Origin of the sequence: Allobosea sp. OAE752 (genome assembly GCF_050433265.1) — a bacterium.
Lineage (GTDB): Bacteria > Pseudomonadota > Alphaproteobacteria > Rhizobiales > Beijerinckiaceae > Allobosea > Allobosea spartocytisi.
This window is the reverse complement of sequence record NZ_JBNPXO010000006.1, coordinates 103,504-127,890: the sequence shown is the minus strand read 5'-3', so window position 1 is coordinate 127,890 and position 24,387 is coordinate 103,504. Positions and strand designations below refer to the sequence as shown.

At 68.4% G+C, this 24,387-nt stretch carries 22 protein-coding genes; 14 read left to right on the top strand and 8 right to left on the bottom strand.

Annotation, left to right across the window (positions count from 1 at the left end; all coding sequences use genetic code 11):
* Nucleotides 1–25 precede the first annotated feature (25 nt).
* Entirely contained in the window at nt 26–2,122 is a 2,097-nt protein-coding gene (gene pbpC / locus GGC47_RS17230) for a penicillin-binding protein 1C (protein ID WP_429068556.1), read from the top strand.
* Nucleotides 2,123–2,631: 509 nt separating this feature from the next.
* On the opposite strand, the gene GGC47_RS17225 is transcribed toward pbpC, so the two are convergent.
* Nucleotides 2,632–5,718, bottom strand: a complete 3,087-nt coding sequence (locus GGC47_RS17225) for an efflux RND transporter permease subunit (RefSeq protein WP_112763088.1) — start codon at nt 5,716–5,718, stop codon at nt 2,632–2,634.
* Nucleotides 5,718–6,800: an efflux RND transporter periplasmic adaptor subunit gene (locus GGC47_RS17220; protein WP_429068555.1), complete on the bottom strand. Its 1,083-nt coding sequence runs from the start codon at nt 6,798–6,800 to the stop codon at nt 5,718–5,720. The genes GGC47_RS17225 and GGC47_RS17220 overlap by 1 nt, the downstream gene beginning before the upstream one ends.
* 433 nt (nt 6,801–7,233) lie before the next feature.
* Between GGC47_RS17220 and phnC the strand changes: the two genes are divergently transcribed.
* The 4 genes from phnC (at nt 7,234) to phnE (GGC47_RS17200) (ending at nt 10,876) form a co-directional block, all read left to right on the top strand.
* Nucleotides 7,234–8,052 (top strand): phosphonate ABC transporter ATP-binding protein, encoded by an 819-nt coding sequence (gene phnC, locus GGC47_RS17215; protein WP_113251953.1) that lies wholly within the window; start codon nt 7,234–7,236, stop codon nt 8,050–8,052.
* 71 nt (nt 8,053–8,123) lie between these two features.
* A complete protein-coding gene (gene phnD, locus GGC47_RS17210) occupies nt 8,124–9,038 on the top strand; it encodes a phosphonate ABC transporter substrate-binding protein (RefSeq protein ID WP_142023068.1) in 915 nt (304 codons plus the stop codon).
* 105 nt (nt 9,039–9,143) lie between these two features.
* A complete protein-coding gene (gene phnE, locus GGC47_RS17205; RefSeq protein ID WP_142023067.1) occupies nt 9,144–10,025 on the top strand; it encodes a phosphonate ABC transporter, permease protein PhnE in 882 nt (293 codons plus the stop codon).
* A 2-nt stretch (nt 10,026–10,027) separates the two neighbouring features.
* The gene (gene phnE, locus GGC47_RS17200; RefSeq protein WP_142023219.1) at nt 10,028–10,876 is read left to right on the top strand and encodes a phosphonate ABC transporter, permease protein PhnE; all 849 of its coding nucleotides are present in this window, start codon (nt 10,028–10,030) and stop codon (nt 10,874–10,876) included.
* Nucleotides 10,877–10,889: 13 nt separating this feature from the next.
* Here the strand turns inward: phnE (GGC47_RS17200) and GGC47_RS17195 are convergent, their stop codons facing one another.
* Both GGC47_RS17195 and phnF read right to left on the bottom strand, forming a co-directional pair.
* Nucleotides 10,890–11,972 carry an alpha/beta fold hydrolase gene (locus tag GGC47_RS17195; protein WP_142023066.1) on the bottom strand — a complete coding sequence of 361 codons (1,083 nt, stop codon included), beginning with the start codon at nt 11,970–11,972 and terminating at the stop codon, nt 10,890–10,892.
* 109 nt (nt 11,973–12,081) lie between these two features.
* Nucleotides 12,082–12,849 (bottom strand): phosphonate metabolism transcriptional regulator PhnF, encoded by a 768-nt coding sequence (gene phnF, locus GGC47_RS17190; protein WP_142023065.1) that lies wholly within the window; start codon nt 12,847–12,849, stop codon nt 12,082–12,084.
* An 86-nt stretch (nt 12,850–12,935) separates the two neighbouring features.
* Here phnF and phnG point away from each other — a divergent pair, with 86 nt between their 5' ends.
* The 8 genes from phnG (at nt 12,936) to GGC47_RS17150 (ending at nt 19,513) form a co-directional block, all read left to right on the top strand.
* Complete coding sequence (gene phnG, locus GGC47_RS17185) at nt 12,936–13,379, top strand: phosphonate C-P lyase system protein PhnG (protein ID WP_210245702.1); 444 nt, start codon at nt 12,936–12,938, stop codon at nt 13,377–13,379.
* Nucleotides 13,379–13,981, top strand: a complete 603-nt coding sequence (gene phnH / locus GGC47_RS17180) for a phosphonate C-P lyase system protein PhnH (RefSeq protein ID WP_429068554.1) — start codon at nt 13,379–13,381, stop codon at nt 13,979–13,981. Before phnG ends, phnH begins: the two co-directional genes overlap by 1 nt.
* Complete coding sequence (locus GGC47_RS17175; protein WP_142023062.1) at nt 13,981–15,108, top strand: carbon-phosphorus lyase complex subunit; 1,128 nt, start codon at nt 13,981–13,983, stop codon at nt 15,106–15,108. Before phnH ends, GGC47_RS17175 begins: the two co-directional genes overlap by 1 nt.
* Entirely contained in the window at nt 15,105–16,028 is a 924-nt protein-coding gene (locus GGC47_RS17170) for an alpha-D-ribose 1-methylphosphonate 5-phosphate C-P-lyase PhnJ (protein ID WP_370955098.1), read from the top strand. The genes GGC47_RS17175 and GGC47_RS17170 overlap by 4 nt, the downstream gene beginning before the upstream one ends.
* Nucleotides 16,025–16,831 carry a phosphonate C-P lyase system protein PhnK gene (phnK, locus tag GGC47_RS17165; protein WP_142023061.1) on the top strand — a complete coding sequence of 269 codons (807 nt, stop codon included), beginning with the start codon at nt 16,025–16,027 and terminating at the stop codon, nt 16,829–16,831. Before GGC47_RS17170 ends, phnK begins: the two co-directional genes overlap by 4 nt.
* 158 nt (nt 16,832–16,989) lie before the next feature.
* A complete protein-coding gene (phnL, locus tag GGC47_RS17160) occupies nt 16,990–17,685 on the top strand; it encodes a phosphonate C-P lyase system protein PhnL (protein WP_133565451.1) in 696 nt (231 codons plus the stop codon).
* Complete coding sequence (locus tag GGC47_RS17155; protein ID WP_429068553.1) at nt 17,685–18,827, top strand: alpha-D-ribose 1-methylphosphonate 5-triphosphate diphosphatase; 1,143 nt, start codon at nt 17,685–17,687, stop codon at nt 18,825–18,827. The genes phnL and GGC47_RS17155 overlap by 1 nt, the downstream gene beginning before the upstream one ends.
* Nucleotides 18,824–19,513 (top strand): DUF1045 domain-containing protein, encoded by a 690-nt coding sequence (locus GGC47_RS17150; protein ID WP_429068552.1) that lies wholly within the window; start codon nt 18,824–18,826, stop codon nt 19,511–19,513. Before GGC47_RS17155 ends, GGC47_RS17150 begins: the two co-directional genes overlap by 4 nt.
* Before the next feature lie 126 nt (nt 19,514–19,639).
* On the opposite strand, the gene phnN is transcribed toward GGC47_RS17150, so the two are convergent.
* Entirely contained in the window at nt 19,640–20,239 is a 600-nt protein-coding gene (phnN, locus tag GGC47_RS17145) for a phosphonate metabolism protein/1,5-bisphosphokinase (PRPP-forming) PhnN (protein WP_051987983.1), read from the bottom strand.
* On the opposite strand from phnN, the gene GGC47_RS17140 reads away from it, so the two are divergent.
* Nucleotides 20,238–20,858 (top strand): LbetaH domain-containing protein, encoded by a 621-nt coding sequence (locus GGC47_RS17140; RefSeq protein ID WP_142023059.1) that lies wholly within the window; start codon nt 20,238–20,240, stop codon nt 20,856–20,858. The genes phnN and GGC47_RS17140 overlap by 2 nt on opposite strands.
* Before the next feature lie 110 nt (nt 20,859–20,968).
* Here GGC47_RS17140 and GGC47_RS17135 read toward each other — a convergent pair whose 3' ends face one another.
* Genes GGC47_RS17135 through GGC47_RS17125 form a run of 3 tightly spaced genes read right to left on the bottom strand, consistent with a single transcriptional unit; the run spans nt 20,969 to nt 24,326 of the window.
* Entirely contained in the window at nt 20,969–21,631 is a 663-nt protein-coding gene (locus GGC47_RS17135; RefSeq protein WP_142023058.1) for a class I SAM-dependent methyltransferase, read from the bottom strand.
* Nucleotides 21,628–22,782, bottom strand: coding sequence for a glycosyltransferase family 4 protein (locus GGC47_RS17130; RefSeq protein WP_142023057.1), 1,155 nt, complete (start codon nt 22,780–22,782; stop codon nt 21,628–21,630). Before GGC47_RS17130 ends, GGC47_RS17135 begins: the two co-directional genes overlap by 4 nt.
* A 47-nt stretch (nt 22,783–22,829) precedes the next feature.
* Nucleotides 22,830–24,326 (bottom strand): S8 family serine peptidase, encoded by a 1,497-nt coding sequence (locus tag GGC47_RS17125; RefSeq protein ID WP_133565446.1) that lies wholly within the window; start codon nt 24,324–24,326, stop codon nt 22,830–22,832.
* Nucleotides 24,327–24,387: the final 61 nt, after the last annotated feature.

The window sequence follows — 24,387 nt, the reverse complement described above, 5'->3', positions numbered from 1 at the left end:
GGAGATGCTCGGGTCAAGCCCGAGCATGACGCCGCGTCCTGGCCGCTTCGGCAAGCTTAAGATCGGGGTGGCGGCCTGCGCCCTTGCGGTCGTTGCCGCCACCACCGCCCTCACCCTCTATATCCGCTCCCTCCCGCCGCTCGACCTGTCCGCCGCCGCCGACCGCTCGACCGTCGTGCTCGACCGCGAGGGCCGGCTGCTGCGGCCCTTCCTCACCACCGACGGCCGCTGGAAGCTCCCCCTCACCAGCGACGATGTCGACCCGCGCTACCTCGCCATGCTCAAGGCCTATGAGGACAGGCGCTTCGACAGCCATCCCGGCATCGATCCGCTCGGCCTGGCGCGCGCTGCCGGCCAGATGCTGCGGCATGGCCGCGTCGTCTCCGGCGGCTCGACGCTCACCATGCAGGTCGCCCGCCTGCTCGAGCCGCGCGACGAGCGCACGCTCTCCGCAAAACTCCGGCAGGCCGTGCGCGCCGTCGAGCTGGAACGGCACCTCAGCAAGCCGCAGATCCTCGACCTCTATCTCAACCTCGCCCCCTTCGGCGGCAATCTCGAAGGCGTGCGCGCCGCGAGCTTCGCCTATTTCGGCAAGGAGCCGAAGCGGCTTTCCACCGCCGAGGCGGCGCTGCTCGTCGCCCTGCCGCAATCGCCCGAGACGCGCCGGCCCGACCGCTTCGCGGAAGCCGCCCGAAAAGCCCGCGCCCGTGTGCTCGTCCGCGTCGAACGCGCCGGCATCGCCACAAAGGGCGAGGTCACCGCCGCGCGCGACGAGGAGATCCCGACCGGGCGCCGCCCCTTCCCCACCTTGAGCCCCCATGTCGCCGAGCAGGTCGTGGCGGAGGCTCCGGCGCAGCGCGTCCACCGTCTCAGCCTCGATGCCCGCCTGCAGAAAAGCCTGGAAGGCCTTGCCCGCGAGCGCAGCCTCGGCCTCGCGCCCCAGGTTTCGATCGCGATCCTCGCCGTCGACAACGAGACCGGCGCGGTCCGCGCCTCCGTCGGCGGCGTCGATTATTTCGCGGCCGAACGGGCAGGCGCGCTCGACCTGACGCGCGCGTTGCGCTCGCCCGGTTCGGCGCTGAAGCCCTTCATCTATGCGCTCGCCTTCGACAACGGCATCGCCCATCCCGAGACGATGCTGGAAGACCGGCCGGCACGCTATGGCAGCTATGTGCCCGAGAATTTCGACATGACCTTCCAGGGCATGGTCAGCGCCCGCAAGGCGCTGCAACTCTCCCTGAATGTCCCGACGGTGGAGCTGCTCTCGGCGCTCGGCCCGCAGCGTTTCCTGTCGCGACTGCGCGATGCCGGCATCACCGTCGCTCTGCCGAAAGAGGGCGGCGCGCCCGGCCTTGCGGTCGGCCTCGGCGGGCTCGGCATCACCTTGCAGGACCTGACCCGCGCCTATGTCGGGCTGGCGCGCGGTGGCGAGATGGCGCCGCTGCGGTTCAGGGAAGAGCCGTCTTCCGGCGGAACGCCGCCCCTGCATCTCGTCGAGCCGGTCGCGGCCTGGTATGTCGCCGACACCCTGCTCGGCGCCCCGCCGCCGCTCAACGCCGTGCCCGGCCGCATCGCCTACAAGACCGGCACCTCCTACGGCTATCGCGATGCCTGGGCCGTCGGCTTCGACCGCAAGCACACCATCGGCGTCTGGGTCGGCCGGGCCGATAACGGCGCCGTGCCCGGCCTCGTCGGGCGCGTGGTGGCGGCGCCGATCCTGTTCGACGCCTTCGCCCGGCTCGGCATCGATCCGCGGCCCTTCCCGCAACCCACCGACGCCATCGTGGCCAGCACGAACCATCTGCCGCCACCGCTGCGCCATCTGCGCCAGGACGTGCCGAAGACGGTGGCCGCCATCGCGACGCCCGCCCTCAAGCTTGCCTTCCCGCCGGACGGCGCGCGCATCGACCTCTCGGCCGACAGCCTCGACGGCCAGGGCCAGCTCAATCTGAAGGCCGCGGGCGGTGCACCGCCCTTCACCTGGCTGGTCGACGGCACGCCTGTCACCGCGCCGCTGCGTCGACGCGAGGCCGCCTGGCAGCCGCCCGGCAAGGGCTTCATGCGAATTTCCGTGGTGGATGGGACGGGGGCGAGCGAGAGCGTCTCGGTCAGGTTGCAATAGCAAGCTTGCGCGCACCGAAAACCCCGTCCAGGCCTCGCCTGCGGGGTTTTCGGGCTTCAACATCCGAGGGATGCGCGGAGCCTGGCGGCGTTCGCAGTCGACGGCTGCGTGCCGATGTCGAGTCGATGTCGATGATGTCGAACAGCGACGACCTCGCGCCGTTCGGCTCCGCGCACGGGTATCTGGGGGTCCGCTTCGTGTTTGAAGCCCGGCAAAGGGCGGGGCCTGCCTGTTCGGCCCGGACGAAGTCGGCACCTCCGCGCGACCAAAGAGAGGATCACCGTGATCGCGTCCTGTCCGACGCGCGGCGATCCAGCGGACCCGCAACGGTCCGGGAGCGCGAAACCCGCAATCCCACCCGGCCTACGATGCCTCGCGAAGCCCCTCGGTCGAATGGGACGAGGCGAGAATAGGCATGGGGCGGAAGGGCGGGGATAAGTTTGGTCGAGGAACCGGGGTTTCTTCCTTCTCCCACAAGGGGAGAAGGGAGCCCTTTGTCTGTTCGCGCGCTACTCCGCCGGCTGCGGATGCGCGCCATGCGCCTCTTCATGTGCGCCATGGCGCGAGCCATGGACCTTGCGCGCCAGATAGCTGTAGGCCACCGGCACCACATAGAGCGTCAGCAAGGTGCCGAAGCTCATGCCGCCGACGATGACCCAGCCGATCTGCGAGCGGCTTTCCGCGCCGGCGCCATGGGCGATGGCCAGCGGCACGGCGCCGAGCACCATGGCGCCGGTCGTCATCAGGATCGGCCGCAGGCGCAGTTCCGCCGCCTCGACGAGGGCGTCGATCATCTCCTTGCCCTCCTCGCGCAGCTGGTTGGTGAACTCCAGGATCAGGATGCCGTGCTTGGTGATGAGGCCGACCAGCGTGATCAGGCCGATCTGGCTGTACACGTTCATCGTGCCGCCCGAATAGTACAGCGCGGCAAGCGCGCCCGTCAGCGAGAGCGGCACCGAGACCATGATGACGATGGGGTCGACGAAGCTCTCGAACTGCGCCGCCAGCACCAGATAGATGAAGCCGAGCGCGAGCAGGAAGACGATGAAGATGCTGGCGCCCGACTGCTTGAACTCGCGGCTCTGGCCGGAATAGTCGATCTGCACCGAACTGGGCAGCACGCGCCCCGCGCCCTCCTCCAGCACCTTGAGCGCATCGCCCAGCGAATAGCCCGGCGCGGGGATCGCGGTGATCGTCGCCGAGCGGAGCTGGTTGAAGCGGACCAGTTCCTTCGGCGCGACGTTTTCCTCGACCTTGACCAGACTGGAGAGCTGCACCACCGCGCCGCCGCGGCCCATCAGATAGATCGACTGCAGCGCCTGCGGCGTGTTGCGCTCCGTGCCCTCGACCTGCAGCACGACGTCATACTGCTTGCTGTTCATGTTGAAGCGCGTCACCTGCCGGCCGCCGAGCAGCGTCTCCATGGTGCGGCCGATGATGTCGACATTGACGCCGAGATCGGCGGCGCGCTGCCGGTCGATCGAAACCTTGATCTGCGGCTTGTCGAGAATGAGGTTGCTCTCGACATTGGTCAGAACGGGCGAGTTCGCGACCTCCGCCATCAGCTGGTCGACATAGGACTTGATCTGGGCATAGGGCTCGGACGAGCGCAGCACGAACTCGACCGGCTTGCTGTTCGCCTGGCCCTGGCCGAGCGAGGCCGGATTGGTGGCGAACAGGCGGATGCCCGGGATCTGCGACAGCCCCCTGTTGATCTCGGCGACCAGATCCTGCTGCTTGCGCTCGCGCTCCTCCCAGGGCTTGAGGCGGGCGAAGGCGATGGCGCGGGTCACATCGGGGAAGCCGACGATGACGAGGTAGGTCTCGACCTCCTGGATGTTCTTGAAATAGGTCTCGACCCGCCGGGCATAGTCGGCGGTGAAGGACAGTGTCGCGCCCTCGGGCGCGACGCCGATCACGTTGATCGTGCCGCGATCCTCGACCGGCGACAATTCCGAACGCAGATGGGTGAAGAAGTAGTAGCCGCCGCCGGCGACGCCCACCGCCAGCAGGATGATAAGCGGACGCACCGACAGCGCCGCGCGCAGCGACGCCCTGTAGCCCCGCGACAGCGCGTTGAAGCCACGCTCCAGCACGTTGAACAGCCAGCTATGGGAATCGTGATGGCGCAGCAGCTTGGCGCACATCATCGGGGTCAGCGTCAGCGCGACGAAGCCCGAGACCAGCACCGCGCCGGCCAGCGTCAGCGCGAACTCGATGAAGAGCTTGCCGGTGCGGCCGGTCGAGAACGCCATCGGCGCATAGACCGCGACCAGCGTCAGTGTCATCGCCACGACCGCGAAGGCGATCTCGTTGATGCCGCGGATCGCCGCCTTGGTCGGCGCGATGCCGTCCTCGATATGGCGGTGCACGTTCTCCAGCACCACGATGGCATCATCGACGACGAGGCCGATGGCGAGCACCATCGAGAGCAGCGTCAGGGTGTTCACGGTGAAGCCGAGCGCATACATCAGCGCGAAGGAGCCGATCAGCGAGACCGGAATCGTCACCAGCGGGATCAGCGTCGCTCGCAGCGAGCGCAGGAAGATGAAGATGATCAGGACGACGAGGACGGTCGCCTCGATGATCGTCTGGTAGACCGCCTTGATCGAGCGGTCGATGAAGACCGAGGTATCATAGGACTTGGCGATCGACATGCCCTGAGGCAGATCCTCGATGATGCCCGGCAGCGCCTCCTCGATGCCGGCCGAGACGTCGAGCGGGTTGGCCGTCGCCTGCTTGACGATGCCGATCGTCACCGAGGGCGCGCCGCCGAACCAGGCGGCGTTGCGCTCCTCGCGCGCGCCGAGCTCGACCTTGGCGACGTCCTTGAGCTTCACGGAGAAGCCGTTGGCGTCCTTGATGACGATCTCGCGGAATTCCTCCGGCGTCGTCATGCTGGTCTGCGAGAGCACGGTGAATTCGCGGTCGTTGCTCTCGATGCGGCCCGACGGGATCTCGATGTTCTGGGCCCGGACCGCCGCCTCGATCTGCTGGACGCTGACGTCATAGGCCGACATCCGGGCGCGATCGAGCCAGATGCGCATGGCGTATTGCCGCTGGCCGAGAATGCGGACCTCCGCCACGCCGGTGACGTTCTGCACGCGGTCGGAGATGAAGCGGTCGGCGAAGTCGGTGAGCTCGAGCGGCCCGTGCCGGGTGCTGGTCAGCGAGAGATACAGGATCGGCTGCGAATCGGCCTCGACCTTGGCGATGACGGGCTCGTCGATCTCGTCGGGCATGCGGCTGCGCACGCGGCTGACGCGGTCGCGCACATCCGAGGCCGCGACGTCGGGGTCGACATCCGGGCGGAAGCGCACCTGGATGAAGCTGCGCTCCTGGCGGCTGGTCGAGGACAGGATCTCGATGCCTTCGATGCCGGCGATCGAGTTCTCCAGGATCTGGGTGACCTGCGTCTCGATGATCTCGGCCGAGGCGCCGCGATAATCGGTGCGCACCGAGACGACGGGCTCGTCGATATTGGGATATTCGCGCACGGTCAGGCGCCCGTAGCTGACGAAGCCGATCAGCATCACCAGCAGACTCATGACCGTCGAGAGGACGGGCCTACGGACGAAGAGTTCGAACAGGCTCATCAGAGCTGGCTCGTCTGAACGATCTTGTCCTTGATCGCGATGGCGGCGCCGTCGCGCAGCCGCATCTGCCCGGCGGTGATGATCTGCATGCCGGGCGTCAGCCCGCTGACGATCTCGACCTTGCCCGGCAGGCGCTTGCCGAGCTCGACGCTGAGGCGCTTCGCTTTGCCGTTCTCGACGACATAGACCATCTTGCCGACGGCATCCGGCACCACCGCCATCTCCGGCACCACGATCGCGTTCGGGCGCTGGTCGATGGTGATGGCGAGGCGGGCGAAGAGGCCGGGCTTGAGCGCGAGATCCGCGTTCGGGATCGTCGCGCGCAGGCGGATGGCGCGGCCGTTCACGTCCACGACCGGGTCGATCGCGAAGATCTTGCCGGTGAATTTCCGGTCGACGACCGCATCGACCCGCATCTGCACGGGCTGCCCGACCTTGAGGCGGCTGAGGAAGATCTCGGGAACGCGGAAATCGATCTTGATCGGGTCGACGCTGGTCAGGGTGATCAGCGGCTTGCCGACCGGGACATAGTCGCCGACGCCGACCGCGCGCAGGCCGACCACGCCGTTGAACGGCGAGAGGATGGTCGATTGCGCGAGCTTGGCCTTGGCGAGCTGGACGCGGGCCTCAGTCGAGGCGAGCTTCGCCGCGGATTCGTCGAGCGCGACCTGCGTTCCCGAACCGCGCGAGACCAGCCCCCTCAGACGCTCGTTGGTGTCGCGGGCGAGGCCGAGATCGGCCATCGCCTGCTTGAGCTCGGCATCGAGGATCGCGGTGTCGAGCTTGACCAGCTCCTGCCCGGCCTTGACCGGCTCGCCTTCCCTGAAGCCGAGCGAGACGACGCGGCCGGCGATCTCGGGGGCGATGACGACGGATTCGTCGGCGGCCAAAGTGCCGAGCGCCTCGACCTCCTCGCTGACCGTCATGATCTCGACGGAGGCGACCTCCACCGGCACCGCCGCACGCGCCGTCGGCGCCACGCTGGCCTGGGCCGGCTGGCTGCCGGCCAGACGCATCCGGTAGCCGTAATACCCGCCGCCTGCCAGGCCGGCAACGAGGAGAAGGAGAACGAACCGCTTCATCAGGCTGGGGGCTCCGTTGCCGCCGGTTGGTCTTAAATGGAACGAAAGGCCTTGCTAAGATGCCGGCACGCCACAGCGGCACAAAAACGCATGTTTTTGCGCCGCCGCCGCATCGATCCGGCGCCTTTAGGCACCTATGCAAGATACCTGCCGGGGCGCGACGCGCCGATACGGCGCCTCTGCCGCACGCAGGCATCCATCCTCATCCTGCCGATAAGTCACCCATCGTCCAAGCGCATTTTACCGACCTCACGAAAATGTTGGCCGGCCCGGCCCCGTGAAAGGCCGTTCGGAGCCGCACAGCGGCCGCCCGCCGTCACGCCGCTGTCATCTCCGGCCGATAGCGCTTCTTCCCATGCATGAATCTTGGCTCCGACGGCTCCGGCCGGCCCGGTGTCGCCATCGTGCGAAATGTCATGTTCGAGAACCTTTCATGTTGCGCATCGAAGGCCTGGTGAAGCGCTTCGGCGACAAGAACGCCGTCGACAATGTCTCGCTGTCGATCCCCAACGGCGAGATGGTCGGCGTCATCGGCCGGTCCGGAGCCGGCAAATCGACGCTGCTGCGCATGCTCAACCGGCTCGCCGAGCCGAGCGCCGGGCGCATCATCTGCGAGGAGCGCGACATCACGGCGCTGAAGGGCACCGCGCTCCGGCGCTGGCGCCGCGACACCGCGATGATCTTCCAGCAATTCAACCTCGTCGGCCGCCTCGACGTGCTCACCAACGTGCTGCTCGGCCGGCTCAACCACCGCTCGCCCGCGCTGACGCTGGTGAAGAGCTTCTCCACCGACGACAAGATCCGCGCCATCGCCGCGCTCGAGCGGCTCGACATGGCCCATCTCCTCGCCCAGCGCGCCGAGACCCTGTCGGGCGGCCAGCAGCAGCGCGTCGCCATCGCCCGCGCTCTGGTCCAGGAGCCGCGCATCATCCTGGCCGACGAGCCGATCGCCTCGCTCGACCCGCGCAACACCCAGGTCGTGATGGACGCGCTGTTCCGCATCAACCGCGAGCACGGCATCACCGTGATGTGCAACCTGCACGACCTCGATATCGCGGCGAAATACTGCGACCGGCTGATCGGCATGGCCGCCGGCAAGGTCGTCTTCGACGACGTGCCGCAGGCGCTGACCCGCGAGGTCGCGGCCGAACTCTACGGCATCGAAGCGAAGGATGCCGGCGCCGAGGCCCTGGACGCGCTCGACGCCATCGCCGCCTCCGAAGCCAAGCGCGCCAAGCAGAAGATCGCCTGAGCGGCCGCCGCGCCGCCAGCCGCGAGAAGACGAGCCTAACCCGAAGACCCGCACCCAAAGGAGCAGACCGCATGCTGACCCGTCGCCATACCCTGAAGCTCGCCGCCGCCGGCCTCGCCGTCGCCGCCACCCCGGCTTTCGCCCAGGACTGGAAGGCGAAGTATCCGGAGCTCGTCTTCGCCATCATCCCGGCCGAGAACGCCTCGGGCGTCGTCGACCGCTACACCCCCTTCGTGAACTATCTCTCGAAGGAGCTCGGCACCAAGGTGACGCTGCGCGTCGCCAATGACTACGCCGCGATCATCGAGGGCCAGCGCGCCGGCAACATCCAGATCGGCATGTACGGCCCGGCTTCCTTCGCCCGCGCCCGCGTCACCGGCGTCAAGGTCGACGCCTTCGCGATCGAGACCAATCTCGACGGCACCAAGGGCTATCACTCCGTCTTCTACGTGAAGAAGGATTCGCCCTACCAGAAGATCGAGGACCTCAAGGGCAAGAACCTCGGCCTCGTCGACCCGAACTCCACCTCGGGCAACAACGTGCCGCGCTTCGTTCTCGACAAGATGAAGATCGACCCGGAGACCTTCTTCTCCAAGGTCGTCTATACCGGCAGCCACGAGAACGCGATCATCGCGCTGCAGCAGGGCACCGTCGACGTCGCCGCGAACTGGTGGAACGACGAGAACGAGTCGAACCTGCTGCGCATGGCCCGCAAGAACATGGCCAAGGCCGAGGACTTCCGGATCATCTACAAGTCCGAGCAGATCGTGAACTCGCCGATGGCCTATCTCTCGGACCTGCCTGAGGACCTCAAGGCCAAGATCCGCGACGCCGTCCTCAACCTCGCCACCAAGGACAAGGCCGCCTTCGACAAGATCTATGAAGGCAAGCAGGGCCCGCTCGTCGCCGTCGACAACAAGGCCTACGACCCGGTCATCGAGCTCATCACCTTCGTCGACTCGCTGCGCAAGAAGAAGTCGTCGTAATTCAGCCCGTCATGCTCGGGCTTGCCCCGAGCATCTCTTCAAAGAGCTTCTCGGGTCCGCGCGCCGCGGGCCCGAGAATGACGCCCTTCTCCACGGGCAGCCTCCATGACCCTCGCGATCGACCGTAACGACCCGGCCATCACGGCCCATGCCGAAAGCTACCGGCAGGCCGCCGCGAGCAAGCGCCGCCAGATGCTGGTCGGCATCGCCGTCTTCGCGATCTGCGTCTGGCTTTCCGCTGTTGGAGCCGAGGTCAGGCTCGGCACGCTCATCGAGAATATCCACCGCTTCCCGAACTATATCTGGCAGACGCTGCCGACGCTGCGCCTCGCCAGCCTCGGCTCCGACCTCGCCGAATGGTACTGGGGCCTGGCGCGCTGGCTGAGGCTGCTCTGGCAGACCGTGCTGATCGCCTATGTCGGCACCATCCTGGGCGCGGCCGGCGCCTTCCTCTTCTGCTTCGCCGCCGCCGCCAATCTCGGCCGCGCGCCCTGGCTGCGCTTCGCGGTGCGCCGTTATCTCGAATTCTGCCGCACCGTCCCCGAGATCGTCTTCGCGCTGATCTTCGTCATCGCCTTCGGGCTGGGGCCGCTGCCCGGCGTGCTCGCCATCGCCATCCACACCATGGGCGCGCTCGGCAAGCTCTTCTCCGAGGTCGTCGAGAACATCGACCTGAAGCCCGTCGACGGCATCACCGCGACCGGCGGAAGCTGGTGGCAGGTGGTGCGCTTCGCCGTGATGCCGCAGGTGCTCTCCAACTTCGCGAGCTACGCCCTGCTGCGCTTCGAGATCAATGTGCGCGGCGCCTCGATCATGGGCTTCGTCGGCGCCGGCGGCATCGGCCAGGACCTGATCGAGGCCATCCGCAAATTCTACTACACCGATGTCAGCGCCATCATGCTCCTGATCATCCTGGCGGTGATGCTGATCGACCTCGGCACGGAGCGGCTGCGCCACGCCCTCCTCAGCCTGGAGAGCCGCTCGTGAGCATCGCCATCTCCGCGACCGAGCGCAGCGACATCCTGCAGCGCCACGCCGCCGCCATCCGCGGATCGACCCGGACGCGGTTCTTCACCATCGCGACCGTCGTCTTCATCCTCGGCCTCTTCCTCTACGGGCTGACGACGCTGGAGACGACGCTCTGGCGGGTGCTGGCCGGCTTCGGCAATCTCGGCTCCTTCGTCGCGCTGATGCTGCCGCCCGATCCCGGCTCCTGGGCGAAGGCCCTGATCTTCGTTCAGGCGCTGTTCGAGACGATCGCCATCGCCTTCCTCGGCACGGTGCTGGCGGCCATCCTTGCCCTGCCGCTCGGCTTCATCGCCGCCCGCAATGTCGTCGCCAACCGCATCGTCCACTTCCTCGCGCGCCGCTCGCTCGACACGATCCGCGGCGTCGACGCGCTGATCTGGGCGCTGATCTGGATCAATGTCGTGGGTCTCGGCCCCTTCGCCGGCATGCTCGCCATCATGACCGCCGATTTCGGCGCCTTCGGCAAGCTCTACTCGGAGGCGATCGAGGCGGCCGACCGCAAGGCGGTCGAGGGCATCGCCTCGGTCGGCGGCGGCAAGAGCCATGAGATCCGCTTCGGCCTGCTGCCGCAGGTGCTGCCGGTGATCGCGAGCCAGGTGCTGTACTTCATCGAGTCGAACACGCGCTCCTCGACGATCATCGGCATCGTCGGCGCCGGCGGCATCGGCCTCTATCTCGCGGAGACCATCCGCACGCTGGAATGGCAGCAGACCTCCTTCCTGATCCTGCTGATCCTCGTCGCGGTCTCCGCCATCGACTTCCTGTCGAGCAAGCTGCGCTTCGCCATCATCGGCAAGCGGGCGGTCTGAGCGAGGCGTCGCCTCACTCGGCTCCGGCCGGCCGGCGCGGCACAGTCGGCAGCCAGGCGGCCAGATCCTTGGCCCAGAACTTCGCCATCCCCGTCGTGCCATGGCCGCGCGTCTCAGCGCTCGCCGGGATCAACAGCAGCTTTGCATTCGGAAGACGCTTGAGTTCTCGCTCCATGACGCCGGTTTCGGGTGGGTTGCGCTCGTCATCGGCGGAATTGATCGCCAGCACCGCTGCCTTGATCGAGCCCAGCCTGGGCGCGGGGTTGTAGTCCCGCGAGGCATCCCACTGATACAAGAAGTCGTTGGCATCGGCATCGAACGGCGCCTTGAGCCGCCCGTCGAGGAGCTTGTCGGCTGCCTCGCGGGTCGGCGCCATCTGCTGGTAGGCGAGCGTGCCGCCGCTGGTGGCGATGCCGAAGAAGACGTTGGCGACGCGGAAGGCCGTGGGCTGCGCGCTATAGTCGCCGCCTTTCCACTCCGGGTCGTTGCGAACGGCATCGATGATCATCCGCCGCATCATCCAGTTGCGGCTGGACATCTCGGTAGGCTGCGAGGCCATCGGCACGATCGCGTCCATGAAGCCGGGATATTTGACGCCCCAGAGCCAGCCATGCATGCCGCCCATCGAATTGCCGAGCACGAGCCGCAGATGGCGCAGGCCGAGCCCTTCCGTGACGAGCCGATACTGCGCCTCGACCAGATCCTCGTAGTTATAGCGCGGGAACTTGGCCTTGAGGCCGTCCGATGGTTTCGACGATTGCCCCACGCCGAGCGAATCCGGCAGGATGATGAAATATTTGCTCGCGTCGAGCGCCTGGCCGGGGCCGAACAGCTCGCCCGCAAACGCCGGGCTCAGCATGCTGGCGGCAGAACCATAGGTGCCATGCAGGATCAGCACGGGCTCGCCGGATGGGTCGCCCACCGTGACATAGCCGAGCTTGATCTCCGGCAAACTCTCGCCCGTGCTGAAGCGGAAATCCTTCGCGACGAAAACCCCCCGTTTCGGCGCCGGGTAGTCGGCAGCGGCCGTGGCGATGGGCAGGCAGACGGCAAGAAGCAAGAGGGCCGCGCGCAGCGACCGGCTGACCATGTCCATGATGGCATTTCCTCAGATGCGACCGGCATGGTCTCGAGGCCGTGCCGTGATCGATACGACCGAGGATCGCGCGCCATCGGCCGGGATGCAAGCCGCTCCAGGCGGCCGCTCACTCGCGAAACGGCTCGATCACCATCTCCATGCGCTCGCCGGCGAAGACACTCGCGACGAGATGGATCGGCGTCAGGTCCGGCAGCGCGTCGACCGCCGTCGAGATCATCACCGCCGCTTCCGGCGCGATCTGGAGCAGCTCAGCCTCCGCCTCATCCGCCAGCCTTGCGGTGAGCCGCGTCGACAGGCGCACATAATCCTCGATGCCATAGGCCTTGAAGGCCGCCGTGATCGAGCCGGCGGCCTCGCGATAGACCCGGTCGAAATCCGGAAAGCGCGCGACCGAGAGCCAGTGCGTGCCGGTCCCCATCGGCACGCCGTCGCCGAGGCTGACGCCCCGGACCCGCCAGAGCCGCGTCCCGGCCGCAAGCCCCAGCGCCGCACAGGGCTCCGCCTCCCCCTCCACCATCTCGGCCGAGAGCATGCGGCTCGTGCCGACGATGCCGAGCTTGCCGAAATTGGTCCGCATGCTGACGCGCCGGCCGATCGGATAGGGCACGCGCCGCGCGCTGACCTGCGTGCCGCGCCCGCGCGACACCGTCACCAGCCCGAGATCCGCAAGGTGGCGGAACGCCTGCCGCACGGTGTGGCGATGCACGCCATAGCGCTCCGCCAGCGCGACCGAGGCCGGCAGCGTGTCGCCCGGCCGGTACTCCTCGCGCTCGATCGCGGCCGCCAGCTCGTCGGCGATGCGCCGCCAGACCGTGCCGCCCTCGCCCTCCGGCAGCGCACCTTGCGCCGTCTCTTGCACCACGTCCTGCGTCATCAAAAATTCATCCAAAAAGTATAGACATTCACCATCGTCAGAGGCATTATAGTCTAGACCTTTGAAGCTGACCAGCGAGCCGGCGGATGAATGCAAGAACCCCTCGACAACATTGGATGGCGACCCTGTCGCGCGCTTCCCGCGACGAGATCGCGGGCCTGCTCGGCGCCTTGCCGGAGCATGAGGTGCTGAAGGCGCCGGAGACCGGGACCGTGATGGTCGAAGGCCGGGCCGGCGGCGCCGGACGGCGCTTCAATCTCGGCGAGGCCACCGTGACCCGCTGCGTCGTGCGCCTCGCCAATGGCCGGATGGGCTTTTCCTATGCGCTGGGCCGCGACCACCGGAAGGCGCGGCTCGCAGCCCTGCTCGATGCCCGCCTTCAGGACGAGACCCAAGAAGGTCGGTATGAAGGCGGCCTGCATGATGGCATCGCCGCGCTGGCTGCGCAGCAGGACGCGGCCCGCGACCTCGCCTCGCGCAAGGCGGCGGCGACCAAGGTCGATTTCTTCACGCTGGTCAGGGGCGAGTGATGGCGATCCAGGACATCATCTCGCCGGGCTTCTCCGATCCGGTCTTCCAGTCGCAGGCGGCCTTCCGCGCCCTGCTCACCGCGCTCTCCGAGCCTGGCACGTTGCAGAGCGTCGCGGCCGACATCACTCCGCCGGAAGGCCTCGCCACCGCGACGGCGACCGCCTTGCTGGCGCTGGCCGACTACGAGACGCCGGTCTGGCTGCCCGAGACACTGCGTGACGGCCCGGCCGCCGCCTGGCTGCGTTTCCACTGCGGCGTGGCGCTGGTCGGCGATCCCGCCAAAGCCGCCTTCGCCGTGATCGACGGCGCCGCGAGCGAGCCCAAGCTTGCCGCCTTCAACCCCGGCAACGACCAGTTCCCGGATCGCTCGACCACCGTGATCGTGCAGGTCTCAGGCCTGGATGGCGGCGCCGGCCTCACCCTCTCCGGCCCCGGCATTCCCGGTACGCGCAGGGTCGCGCCGCAGGGCCTGCGCCCCGGCTTCACCGACGAGCTGCGCGAGAACGGCGCGCTCTACCCGCTCGGCGTCGATGTCGTGCTCGCCTCCGGCGAAGGCATGATCGGCCTGCCGCGCTCGACGCAAATCGAGGAGGCTCGCTGATGTACGTTGCCGTCAAAGGCGGCGAGGCCGCCATCCTCGCCACGCATGACCTCGTGGCCGAGGCCCGCCGCGGCGACCCGGCCGTGCCGGAGATCACCGTCGCCCAGATCCGCGAGCAGCAGGCGCTGGCCTGCGCCCGCGTGATGAACGAGGGCTCGCTCTACGACCGGGATCTCGCCGCACTGGCGCTGAAGCAGTCGCAGGGCGACGTGATCGAGGCCGCCTTCCTGATGCGCGCCTACCGCACGACGCTGCCGCGCTTCGGTTCATCCGAGCCGCTCGATACCGCCGCCATGGCGATCCGCCGCCGGGTGTCGGCGACCTACAAGGATCTGCCCGGCGGGCAAGTGCTCGGCCCGACCTACGACTACACCCACCGGCTGTTCGATTTCGCGCTGATGGAAGAAGGCGGGGAGGCCGAGCCTCGCAAGGCCTCCGCCCCGCTCGACGCCACCATGCCGCGCGTGCCCGACATCCTCGGCGCCGAAGGGCTGATGGAGGCGGAGGAGCCGCCGGCGGGCGATCCGCGCCCCTTCGACCTGACGCGCGATCCGGTTTCCTTCCCCGCCGCTCGCGACGTGCGCCTGCAATCGATGGCGCGCGGCGACGAGGGCTTCCTGCTCGGCCTCGGCTATTCCGTGCAGCGCGGCTTCGGCGGCTCGCATCCCTTCGTCGGCGAGGTGCGCGTCGGCGAGGTCGCGGTCGAATTCGTGCCGGAGGAGCTCGGCTTCGCGGTCGATCTCGGCGAGGTCACCCTGACCGAATGCCAGATGGTCAACCAGTTCCAGGGCTCGAAGGACGTGCCGCCGCAATTCACCCGCGGCTATGGCCTCGTCTTCGGCCATAGCGAGCGCAAGGCGATGTCGATGTCGCTGGTCGACCGTGCCCTGAAATCCCGCGATTTCGGCGAGGCCACGAACTACCCGGCGCAGCAGGACGAGTTCGTCCTCTACCACGCCGATAATGTCGAGGCGGCCGGCTTCGTCGAGCACCTCAAGCTGCCGCATTATGTCGATTTCCAGGGCGAGCTCGAACTGATCCGCCGCATCCGCCGGGAGCGCGAGGAGCGGCTGGCCCAAGAACGGGGCGCCAAAGAGCAGGACACCATGCCGGAGGCTGCGGAATGACGGTTCATCAGATGCCGGCGGACAATACCAAGCCGGCTTACAACTACGCCTATCTCGACGAGCAGACCAAGCGGATGATCCGTCGCGCCCTGCTCAAGGCCGTCGCGGTTCCCGGCTATCAGGTGCCCTTCGGATCGCGCGAGATGCCCTTGGCACGCGGCTGGGGCACCGGCGGCATCCAGATCACCGCCGCGCTCATCGGCCCGGCCGACACGCTCAAGGTGATCGACCAGGGCGCCGACGACACCACCAACGCCGTCTCGATCCGCAAGTTCTTCGAGCGCACGGCCGATGCCCGCACCAGCGAGGCGACGGAGGAGGCGACGATCATCCAGACCCGCCACCGCATCCCGGAGGCGCCGCTGAAGAGCGGGCAGGTCATGGTCTATCAGGTGCCGATGCCGGAACCGCTGCGCAAGCTCGAGCCGCGCGAGGCCGAGACCCGCAAGATGCACGCCTGGGCCGAATACGGGCTGATGCAGGTCAAGCTCTACGAGAGCATCGCCCGCTTCGGCGAGGTGACGACGACCTATGACTATCCGGTCATGGTCAACGGACGCTACGTGATGTCCCCCTCGCCCATCCCGAAATTCGACAACCCGAAGATGCACATGTCGCCCGCGCTCCAGTTGTTCGGCGCCGGCCGCGAGAAGCGCATCTACGCGCTGCCGCCTTTTACCAGCGTGAAGAGCCTCGATTTCGAGGACCACCCCTTCCGCATCCAGAGCTGGTCGCAGCCCTGCGGCCTCTGCGGCGCCGCCGACAGCTATCTCGACGAGGTCGTCATCGACGATCGCGGCGGGCGCATGTTCGTCTGCTCCGACAGCCATTATTGCGAGACGCGCCGGGCGGAAGGGCACCGCGGCGCCATGCTGGGCGACGCTACCGCGAGCGGCCTGGTCGAGGAGACCAACCCATGACCCTCCACGTCGCACCGGCCGCGCTCGACCTCGAACCCGCCCCCCTGCTCTCGGTCGCCAATGTCAGCCGCTTCTATGGCGAGCGCATCGGCTGCGAGGGCGTCTCCTTCGATCTCTGGCCGGGCGAGGTGCTCGGCATCGTCGGCGAATCCGGCTCGGGCAAGTCGACCCTGCTGCGCTGCCTCGCCGGCATCGACAAGCCCGATGCGGGCGAGGTGCTGTTCCGGGGCGGCAGCGAGCCGCTCGACATCTACTCGGTCTCCGAGCAGGAGCGCCGGCGCCTGATGCGCACGGCCTGGGGCATCGTCCACCAGAACCCGCGCGACGGCCTGCGCATGGACGTCACCGCCGGTGGCAATGTCGGCGAACGCCTGATGGATCGCGGCGACCGCCATTACGGCGAGATCCGCGAGCGGGCGCTGGACTGGCTCCAGCGCGTCGAGATCGCGGGCTCGCGCATCGACGATCGGCCGCGCCAGTTCTCCGGCGGCATGCAGCAGCGCCTGCAGATCGCCCGCGTGCTGGTCTCCGAACCGCGCCTCGTCTTCATGGACGAGCCGACCGGCGGCCTCGACGTCTCCGTGCAGGCCCGCCTGCTCGACCTGCTGCGCGTCCTGGTCCGCGATCTCGGGCTGGCCGCGATCATCGTCACCCACGACCTCGCCGTCGCCCGCCTCCTCACCGACCGATTGATGGTGATGAAGGACGGGAAGGTCGTCGAGCAGGGCCTCACCGACCAGGTCCTCGACGATCCCCATCACGCCTACACGCAACTCCTGACCTCGGCGGTGCTGAGTGTGTGAGGGACGGAACGTCATGCTTGGGCTTGCCCCAAGCATCTCAGGAGGGAAGAGCGCCTCTTCCGGCGAGAGATTCTCGGGTCTGCGCCTCGCTCCGCCCGAGAATGACGTTCTGCGCCCGTCACATCCTCGTCACCGCGAATCGGCAAGGCACTGACACCATGACCACGATGATTCAGGTCGAGAACGTCGCCAAGACCTTCACCCTGCACAACCAGGGCGGAGCGCGTCTGCCCGTCTTCGACAACGTCAATTTCCATGTCGAGGCCGGCGAGGCGCTGGTGCTGGCCGGCGCGTCCGGCGCCGGCAAGTCGAGCCTGCTGCGCATCCTCTACGGCAACTACAGGCCGACCTCCGGGACGATCCACGTCACCCATGCCGGCCGGCCCGTCGACATCGTCGCCGCCGTCCCGCGCACCGTGCTCGACATCCGCCGCCGCACGCTCGGCTTCGTCTCGCAGTTCCTGCGCGTCATCCCGCGCGTCTCGACGCTCGACATCGTGCGCGACCCGCTGCTGGCGCGCGGCGCCTCACCGGAGACCGCGACCGAGCGCGCCAAGGCCATGCTCGCCCGGCTCAACCTGCCGGAACGCCTCTGGAACCTCGCGCCGGCCACCTTCTCCGGCGGCGAGCAGCAGCGCGTCAACATCGCCCGCTCCTTCGTCGACCCCTCGGCGATCATGCTGATCGATGAGCCCACCGCCTCGCTCGACGCCGCCAATCGCGACGTCGTCGTCGAGCTCATTGCCGAGGCGCGCGCCGCCGGCTCCGCCATCGTCGGCATTTTCCATGACGAGGCGGTTCGCGAACGCGTCGCGACGCGCTATCTCGACATCACCGCTTTCCGGAAGGCCTGATGATGCAAACCGTTCTCACCAATGCCAAGCTCATCCTCGAGAACGAGGTCGTCACCGGCACCATCGCCTTCGACGCGAACGGCATCACCGCCGTCGACCAGGGTAACTCGTCTCTGCCGGGCGCGATCGATGTCGGCGGCGACTATGTCGCGCCCGGCCTCGTCGAAATGCATACCGACAACATGGAAAAGCATTTCATGCCGCGCCCGAAGGTCTTCTGGCCTAACGGGCTGGCAGCCGCGCTGGTCCATGACGCGCAGATGGCCGCGGCCGGCGTCACCACGGTCTATGACGCGGTCTGCGCCGGCACGCCCTTCTCGGCCAAGGACTACCGCAAGGACATCTTCGCCGACGTGATGAAGTCGCTGGCCTATGGCAAGAGCGAGAACGTCTTCCGCATCGACCACCGCATCCATATGCGCTGCGAACTGACGAGCCCGGACCTTCTCAAGGACATCGAGCCCTATCAGGACGACGAGCTCGTCCAGCTGGTGTCGCTGATGGACCACACGCCGGGCCAGCGCCAGTGGCGCAACCTCGAGCATCTCAAGACCTATGCCGTCGGCAACGGCAAGACGGTCGCGGAGTTCGAGGAAGACGTCGAGGTCCGGCAGCGCGAGGGCGCCGCCAACGTCGCCAAGAACTGGCAGGCGGTCGTCGACATCTTCCGCGCGCGCGGCATCCCGCTCGCCACCCATGACGACACCATTCCGGAGCATGTCGAGGAAGGCATCGCCTCCGGCGCCGTGATCTCGGAATTCCCGACCACGATCGAGGCAGCGGCCGCCGCCAAGCAGGCCGGCCTCGCCACGGTCGCCGGTGCCCCTAACGTCGTGCGCGGCGGCTCGCATTCCGGCGGTGTCTCGGTCTCCGAGCTCGCCGAGAAGGGCCTGCTCGACGGCCTCTCTTCGGATTACGTGCCGGCGAGCCTGCTGCAGGCGGTCGTCAAGCTCAATGCCGGCCACGGCATCGCGCTGCCGGAAGCGATGGGCATGGTGACCTGGAAGGTCGCGGACATCCTCGGCCTCAGGGATCGCGGCCATCTCAAGACCGGCCTGCGCGCCGATCTCGTGCGCTTCAAGGTGCTCGGCGACACGCCGGTCCTCGCCGCCGTCTGGTCGCAGGGCGAGCGCGCATTTTGAGCAAGCCTCGCTACGCCGTCTACTACGCTCCGGCCGCCGACAGCGCCCTCTGGCGCTTCGGCTCGTCGGTGCTGGGCTATGACGCGCTGACGGGCGAGGATATCCCTTTCGCCGTTCCCTCGGGTTGCGACCCCGTGGAATGGCCGGCCTTGACCGAGGAGCCGCGCCGCTACGGCTTCCACGCCACGCTGAAGGCGCCCTTCGAACTGGCCGGCGGCCGGACCGAGGAACATCTGCGCGCCTTCGCCCGCAACTATGCCGCGGGCCTCGACGGCGTGCCGCTCGCGGGCTTGAACGTCAATGCGCTCGGCTCCTTCATCGCGCTGACGCCCGAGCCGAACGAGGCCTTGCAGCGTTTCGCCTTCGCGCTGGTGCAGGCTTTCGAGCCCTTTCGCGCGCCGCTGAGCGAGGCCGACCGCGCCCGGCGCCTCAAGAGCCCGATGACGCCGGCCCAGAGCGCCTATCTCGAAGCCTATGGCTATCCTTATGTCGGCGACGCCTTCCGCTTCCACATGACGCTGACCGGCTCGCTGCCGCCGGAGAAGACGGCGCCCGTGAAATCCGCTTTGGCGGAGGCCTATGCGACGGCCGTTGCGGACCCGGTCGCGCTCGACCGCTTCGCCCTGTTCAGGCAGGACCATCGCGACGCCCGCTTCCGCCTGCTCGATTCCTACCGGCTGGGGTAGAGGTCCTTGCGTCGAAACCGCCTCGTCATTCTCGGGCGAAGCGAAGCGCAGACCCGAGAATCTCCCGCCAGGGATGCTCGGGTCGAGCCTGAGCATGGCGGCGGCGAGAGACGCGGTATGTCGAGCTCAGCCCCGCCGCGGCCCGAGCGCGCGCAGGACCGCCAGCAGTTCGGCGCTCGCCTCGGCGATGCTGCGGTCGTTCATGATGGTGACGGTCTGGGCACGCTGCGTCTTGAGCGGCGCCTCGCGTGCGAGCCGCGCCGCGATATCCGCCTCGCTCTCGCGCCCGCGCGCCGCCAGGCGCTTCGCCAGCACCGCGACCGGCGCGGTGATGTTGATCGCCAGCACCCGCTCGGCCAGCCTCTCCGCCGCGGGAATGGCCCCGCGCGAGATGTTCGCGATGACGACGTCGCCCTTTGCGAGCCCCGCAAGCTCGGCTGCCGGAATGCCGTAGCTCAAGCCATGGGCGCGCCAGCTCAAGGCGAGATCGCCCTTCGCCTCGGCTGCCGCGAAGGCGGCCTCGTCGCAGGAATCATGGTCCTCGGCACCGGCCATGGCGGGGCGGGTGATCAATCGCCGCGCGAAATGGAAGGCCTCGTCCCCGGCGAGCTCGGCCCGCGCCGCATCCATCAACGTGTCCTTGCCGGCCCCCGAAGGCCCGACGACCAGAACCAGCGCTCCGGCAAGCGGAGCGGAAACAGCGACATCAGGAAAGGATAAGGACATGGCCGGAAAGAAGCTCGGACTGGAACCTGTGATCGACCCGACCGCCCAGGTCAGGCAGGCGACGCTCGGACGCTACACCGAAATCGGCGCCCGCACCGTCTTCGCCGAGTCGACGATGGGTGATTACTCCTATGTCGTGAACGACGCGAATGTCATTTACACGACGATCGGAAAATTCTGCTCGATCGCCGCAATGACGCGGATCAATCCCGGCAACCATCCGATGCACCGGGCGAGCCAGTCGCACTTCACTTATCGCGCCTCCGCCTATTTCGAGGATGCGCAGGACGATGCCGCCTTCTTCGACTGGCGCCGGGCGCATGCCGTCACCATCGGCCACGATGTCTGGATCGGCCATGGCGCGATCGTGCTCGCCGGCCGCAGCATCGGCACCGGCGCGGTCGTCGCCGGCGGCGCCGTCGTCACCAAGGACGTGCCGGCCTACACCATCGTCGCCGGCAATCCGGCCCGCCCGATCCGGCGGCGCTTTTCCGAGGATGTCGCCGAGCGGCTGCAGGAGTTGGCCTGGTGGGACTGGGAGCATGCCCGCCTGCGCGTGGCGCTGGACGATTTCCGCCATCTGCCGGTCGAGGCGTTCCTGGAGAAGCATGGCGGCTGATCCCGGCCGTCATTGCGAGCGCAGCGAAGCCACGCAGGGGACGGTAGCGCACGACGATACCGGATCGCTTCGCAGCGTGGCTCCGAGGGCCTGCCTTCGGCAAGACCCGTTCAGCTCTTCAACCGCCAGACCGAGCTGCGCTTGATCTCGGCATCTTCCAGCGCGCGCGTCACCGGCACCTCGTAGCTGGCGATGGACTCGAGCCGGTCCTTCGGCAGATAGGAGCGGCCGGGATCGCCGATCAGCACCGTCGCCCCCCGCTGCACCAGCGCGCCGAGCCAGCCGATCACGGCTTCCGCCATGGCGCGCTCATAGCAGACGTCGCCGGCGCAGATCACCTCCCAGCCCTCGTCATGGCCGATCAGATCTTCGAGCCGCGCCGTCACCCCGACGCCGTTCGCCTGCGCATTGAGACCAATCGCAGTCGCCGCGAAGGCGTCGATGTCGCAGGCTTCGACGCTGGCCGCGCCCGCCTTCATCGCCGCGATGGCGACGAGCCCCGAGCCCGAGGCGAAATCGAGCATGCGCCGGCCGGCGACGATCTCCCGATGGTCGAGCAGATAGCGCGCCAGTGCCTGCCCGCCGGCCCAGGCGAAGGCCCAGAACGGCGGCGGCAGGCCGATCACGGCGAGCTCATCCTCGGTCTTCTGCCAAAGTTCCGTCGCTTCCTCGGCGACATGGAGCGCGATCTCCGGCGCATAGGGCACCGGCAGGAGCCGCGTATGGGCACGGATGAAGGCGGTGCGATCCGGCTCGCTCGCCAGCGCGTTCATGCCGCCACATCCGTCGTGGGCTGCGCCAGCAGGCCGCGATAGAGCGCCTTCACCGCATTCATCACGTCGCGCTCGGTATGGCCGTCGAGCAGGCGCGCGCGCGCATTGGCGCCCATCCGCTCCGCCACCCCCGGCGCCCGGGCGAAGACGAGAAGCGCCTTGGCCAGCGCTGCGGCATCGTCCGGCGGCACGACCATGCCGTCCCGCCCCTCGCGCACGAAGCTGCGGCAGCCCGGCACGTCGGTCGTCAGGATCGGGCGGCCGCAGGCGGCGGCCTCCAGGATGGTGCGCGGCAGGCCCTCGCCGCCGCGCGACGGCATGATGCAGAGATGATGCGCCTTCCAGACGCCTTCGATGTCGCGCGTCGGCCCGGCCCAGACGATGCCCGGCCGCGCCGTCCATTCCTTCAGCGTCGCCTCGGGAATCGCCTTCGGGTTCGAGGGGTCGGGCGCGCCATGGATGGTGAGCGTGACCTTCACCCCCTCCGCCCGCGCCAGCCTGATCGCCTCGACCGCGAGATCGACGCCCTTCGACCACAGCATCCGGGCCACGATCGCGACCTTGAAGGGCGGCGTCGCCGGCATCGGCGACGGCATCAGGATCAGCGGATCGACGCCGGCCCCGCCGACGATCGCGACCTTGGCGGCATCCTGCGGATCAAGCCCGAGCGTGACGGGGTCGTCCGGATTCTCGAACAGGAAGCGCACCTGCCTGCCGTCGATCGCGCCGCGCAGCCAGCTCACCGCGGCAAACCGCGCCAGCGCCGCGAACAGGCCCTGCTTCGCGCCGAGGAAGCCGAGCCCAGTCAACGCATAGACGCGTCGCTCGATGCCGGCAAGCTTGCCGGCAAGGCCGGCCAGCGCGATCGGCTTCAATGCAATGCAGTGCAGGATGTCCGGCTTCTCGGCCGCGATGATCCGCTTCAGCGCCGTGACCTGCCTGAACAGCGTGCGCGGATCGAGGCTGCGCCGCTCCGCCTCCAGCGCGATCAATCGCGCCCCTGCCGCCTCGATCACGCGCCGGTGGTTGCGCTCGCGGGCGATGACCGCGACGTCGAGGCCCATCTCGCGCGCCGCCCGCGCCATCGGCAGGAAATGCGAGGCGAAGAACCAGTCCTCGGTGGCAACGAAAAGAAGTTTCGGGCGCGGCATCGCGCCATCAGGCCGATGCGGCGGCCAAGGTCAAGAGCGCGGGCCGCTCAGGGCCTCGCCGTCGCGACCGGCAGAACCCGCGCCACGGCCGCCTCGGCATCGACGCGGCCGGCGCCGAAGAGGGGGTCGCGCCCCTTCGCGCCGAGGTCGACGGCGCTGTCGGCAAGGATCTTGCGGGCGCTGGCGAGGTCGAGATCGGGCTGTTTCTCGACCAGCAGAGCGACGAGCCCGGAGACATGCGCCGTCGCAATCGAGGTGCCCGAGGAGAAGACGTAGCGCCCGCCGGGCTCTGCCGTCAGCACGTCGACGCCGGGCGCGGCCACGGCGATGTAGCCTCCGCGATTGGCATCGGGAAACAGCTTGTCGTCGGCATCGGTCGCCGTCACCGCGATGACGTTCGGGTCGGCGCCGGGATAGAGCGGGCCGGATTTCGGCCCGCCATTGCCGGCCGCGGCCACCACGATCAGCCCGCGCTCCTTCGCGCCGACCAGCGCCTGGGACAGCAGGCGGTCCTGCGGGCCGGCGAAGGAGAGATTGATGATCTTGGCCCGCTGCTGCGCCACCCAGTCGAGCGCGGTCAGGATCTGGAACGACTTGCCATTGGCCGAATTCGTCTGCGGGCCGCCGAAGGCCCGCCCGACGAGCAGCCGCGCCGCCGGCGCCATGCCTTCCAGCTCGCCATGCGCGACCATGGCCGTCGCCATCGAGGTGCCATGGGCATGCGGCGTCGCCAGCCCGTCGACCGCGTCGAGATAGCCGGCGACCGAGCCGCGCAGTTCCGGATGGTCCATGTCGACGCCGGAATCGATCAGCGCGACGCGCACGCCACGGCCCAGCGCCAGCTTGTGCGCCTCGGAGAGATGCAGCTTGCCGATGACATATTGCGGCGGCAGCACCCGGCGCATCGTTCCCGGCGCGCGGGCCGCGGGCGTGGGATCGGAAAGCCGCAGCGTTGGCAGGGTCGACTGGCTGCGCGCATCGCTGGAGGCGGTGCTCGCCCCGGTCGGAAGGCCGGAGAGCGGCTTGGGCGCATCCTCCTGCAGCTCGAACAGGAAGTTCGGCTGCGCTCCGGCGATGGCGTCGTCATCGCCCATCTGCGTCAGCACGGCGCGCAGGTCGCGCCCCGCTTCGAGCCTGGCGCGGATGATCGTCACGCCCGCCAGCTCGAAGCGCTGCCGGGCGATCACCGTCGCGCCGTAGCGATGCAGCACCGTATCGGCATCCGCATTGGGCGCGAGCTCGAACAGCACCTCGTCGGGCACGAAGCGGTTCTCGTCCTGCGCCGGAACCAGGCTGCGCGCCTGGCGCGGCTGAGCCCACAGGCCGGGCGGCACCTGCATCGAGCGGCTGGGCGAGGTCGCGGACGAAGGCGGCTGGCCGCCCGGCGCCACGGCGCGCCGTGTCGTCTCGCCCTGCGGCCGGGACGGGCCGGACGACGGCGACTGGGCCAGGGCAAGCGCCGGCAAGAGGGCGAACGCGAAAAGCCCCGCGCCCGCGAGGCGTCGCAGGCGCCGGAAACGTCGCGTGGGAAGGGTCGGGAGCATAGCCTGATCCTCCTGCCTCACCCGAGGGAACCGCGGCATGCCGCCGCCGCGCCGGAAGCCT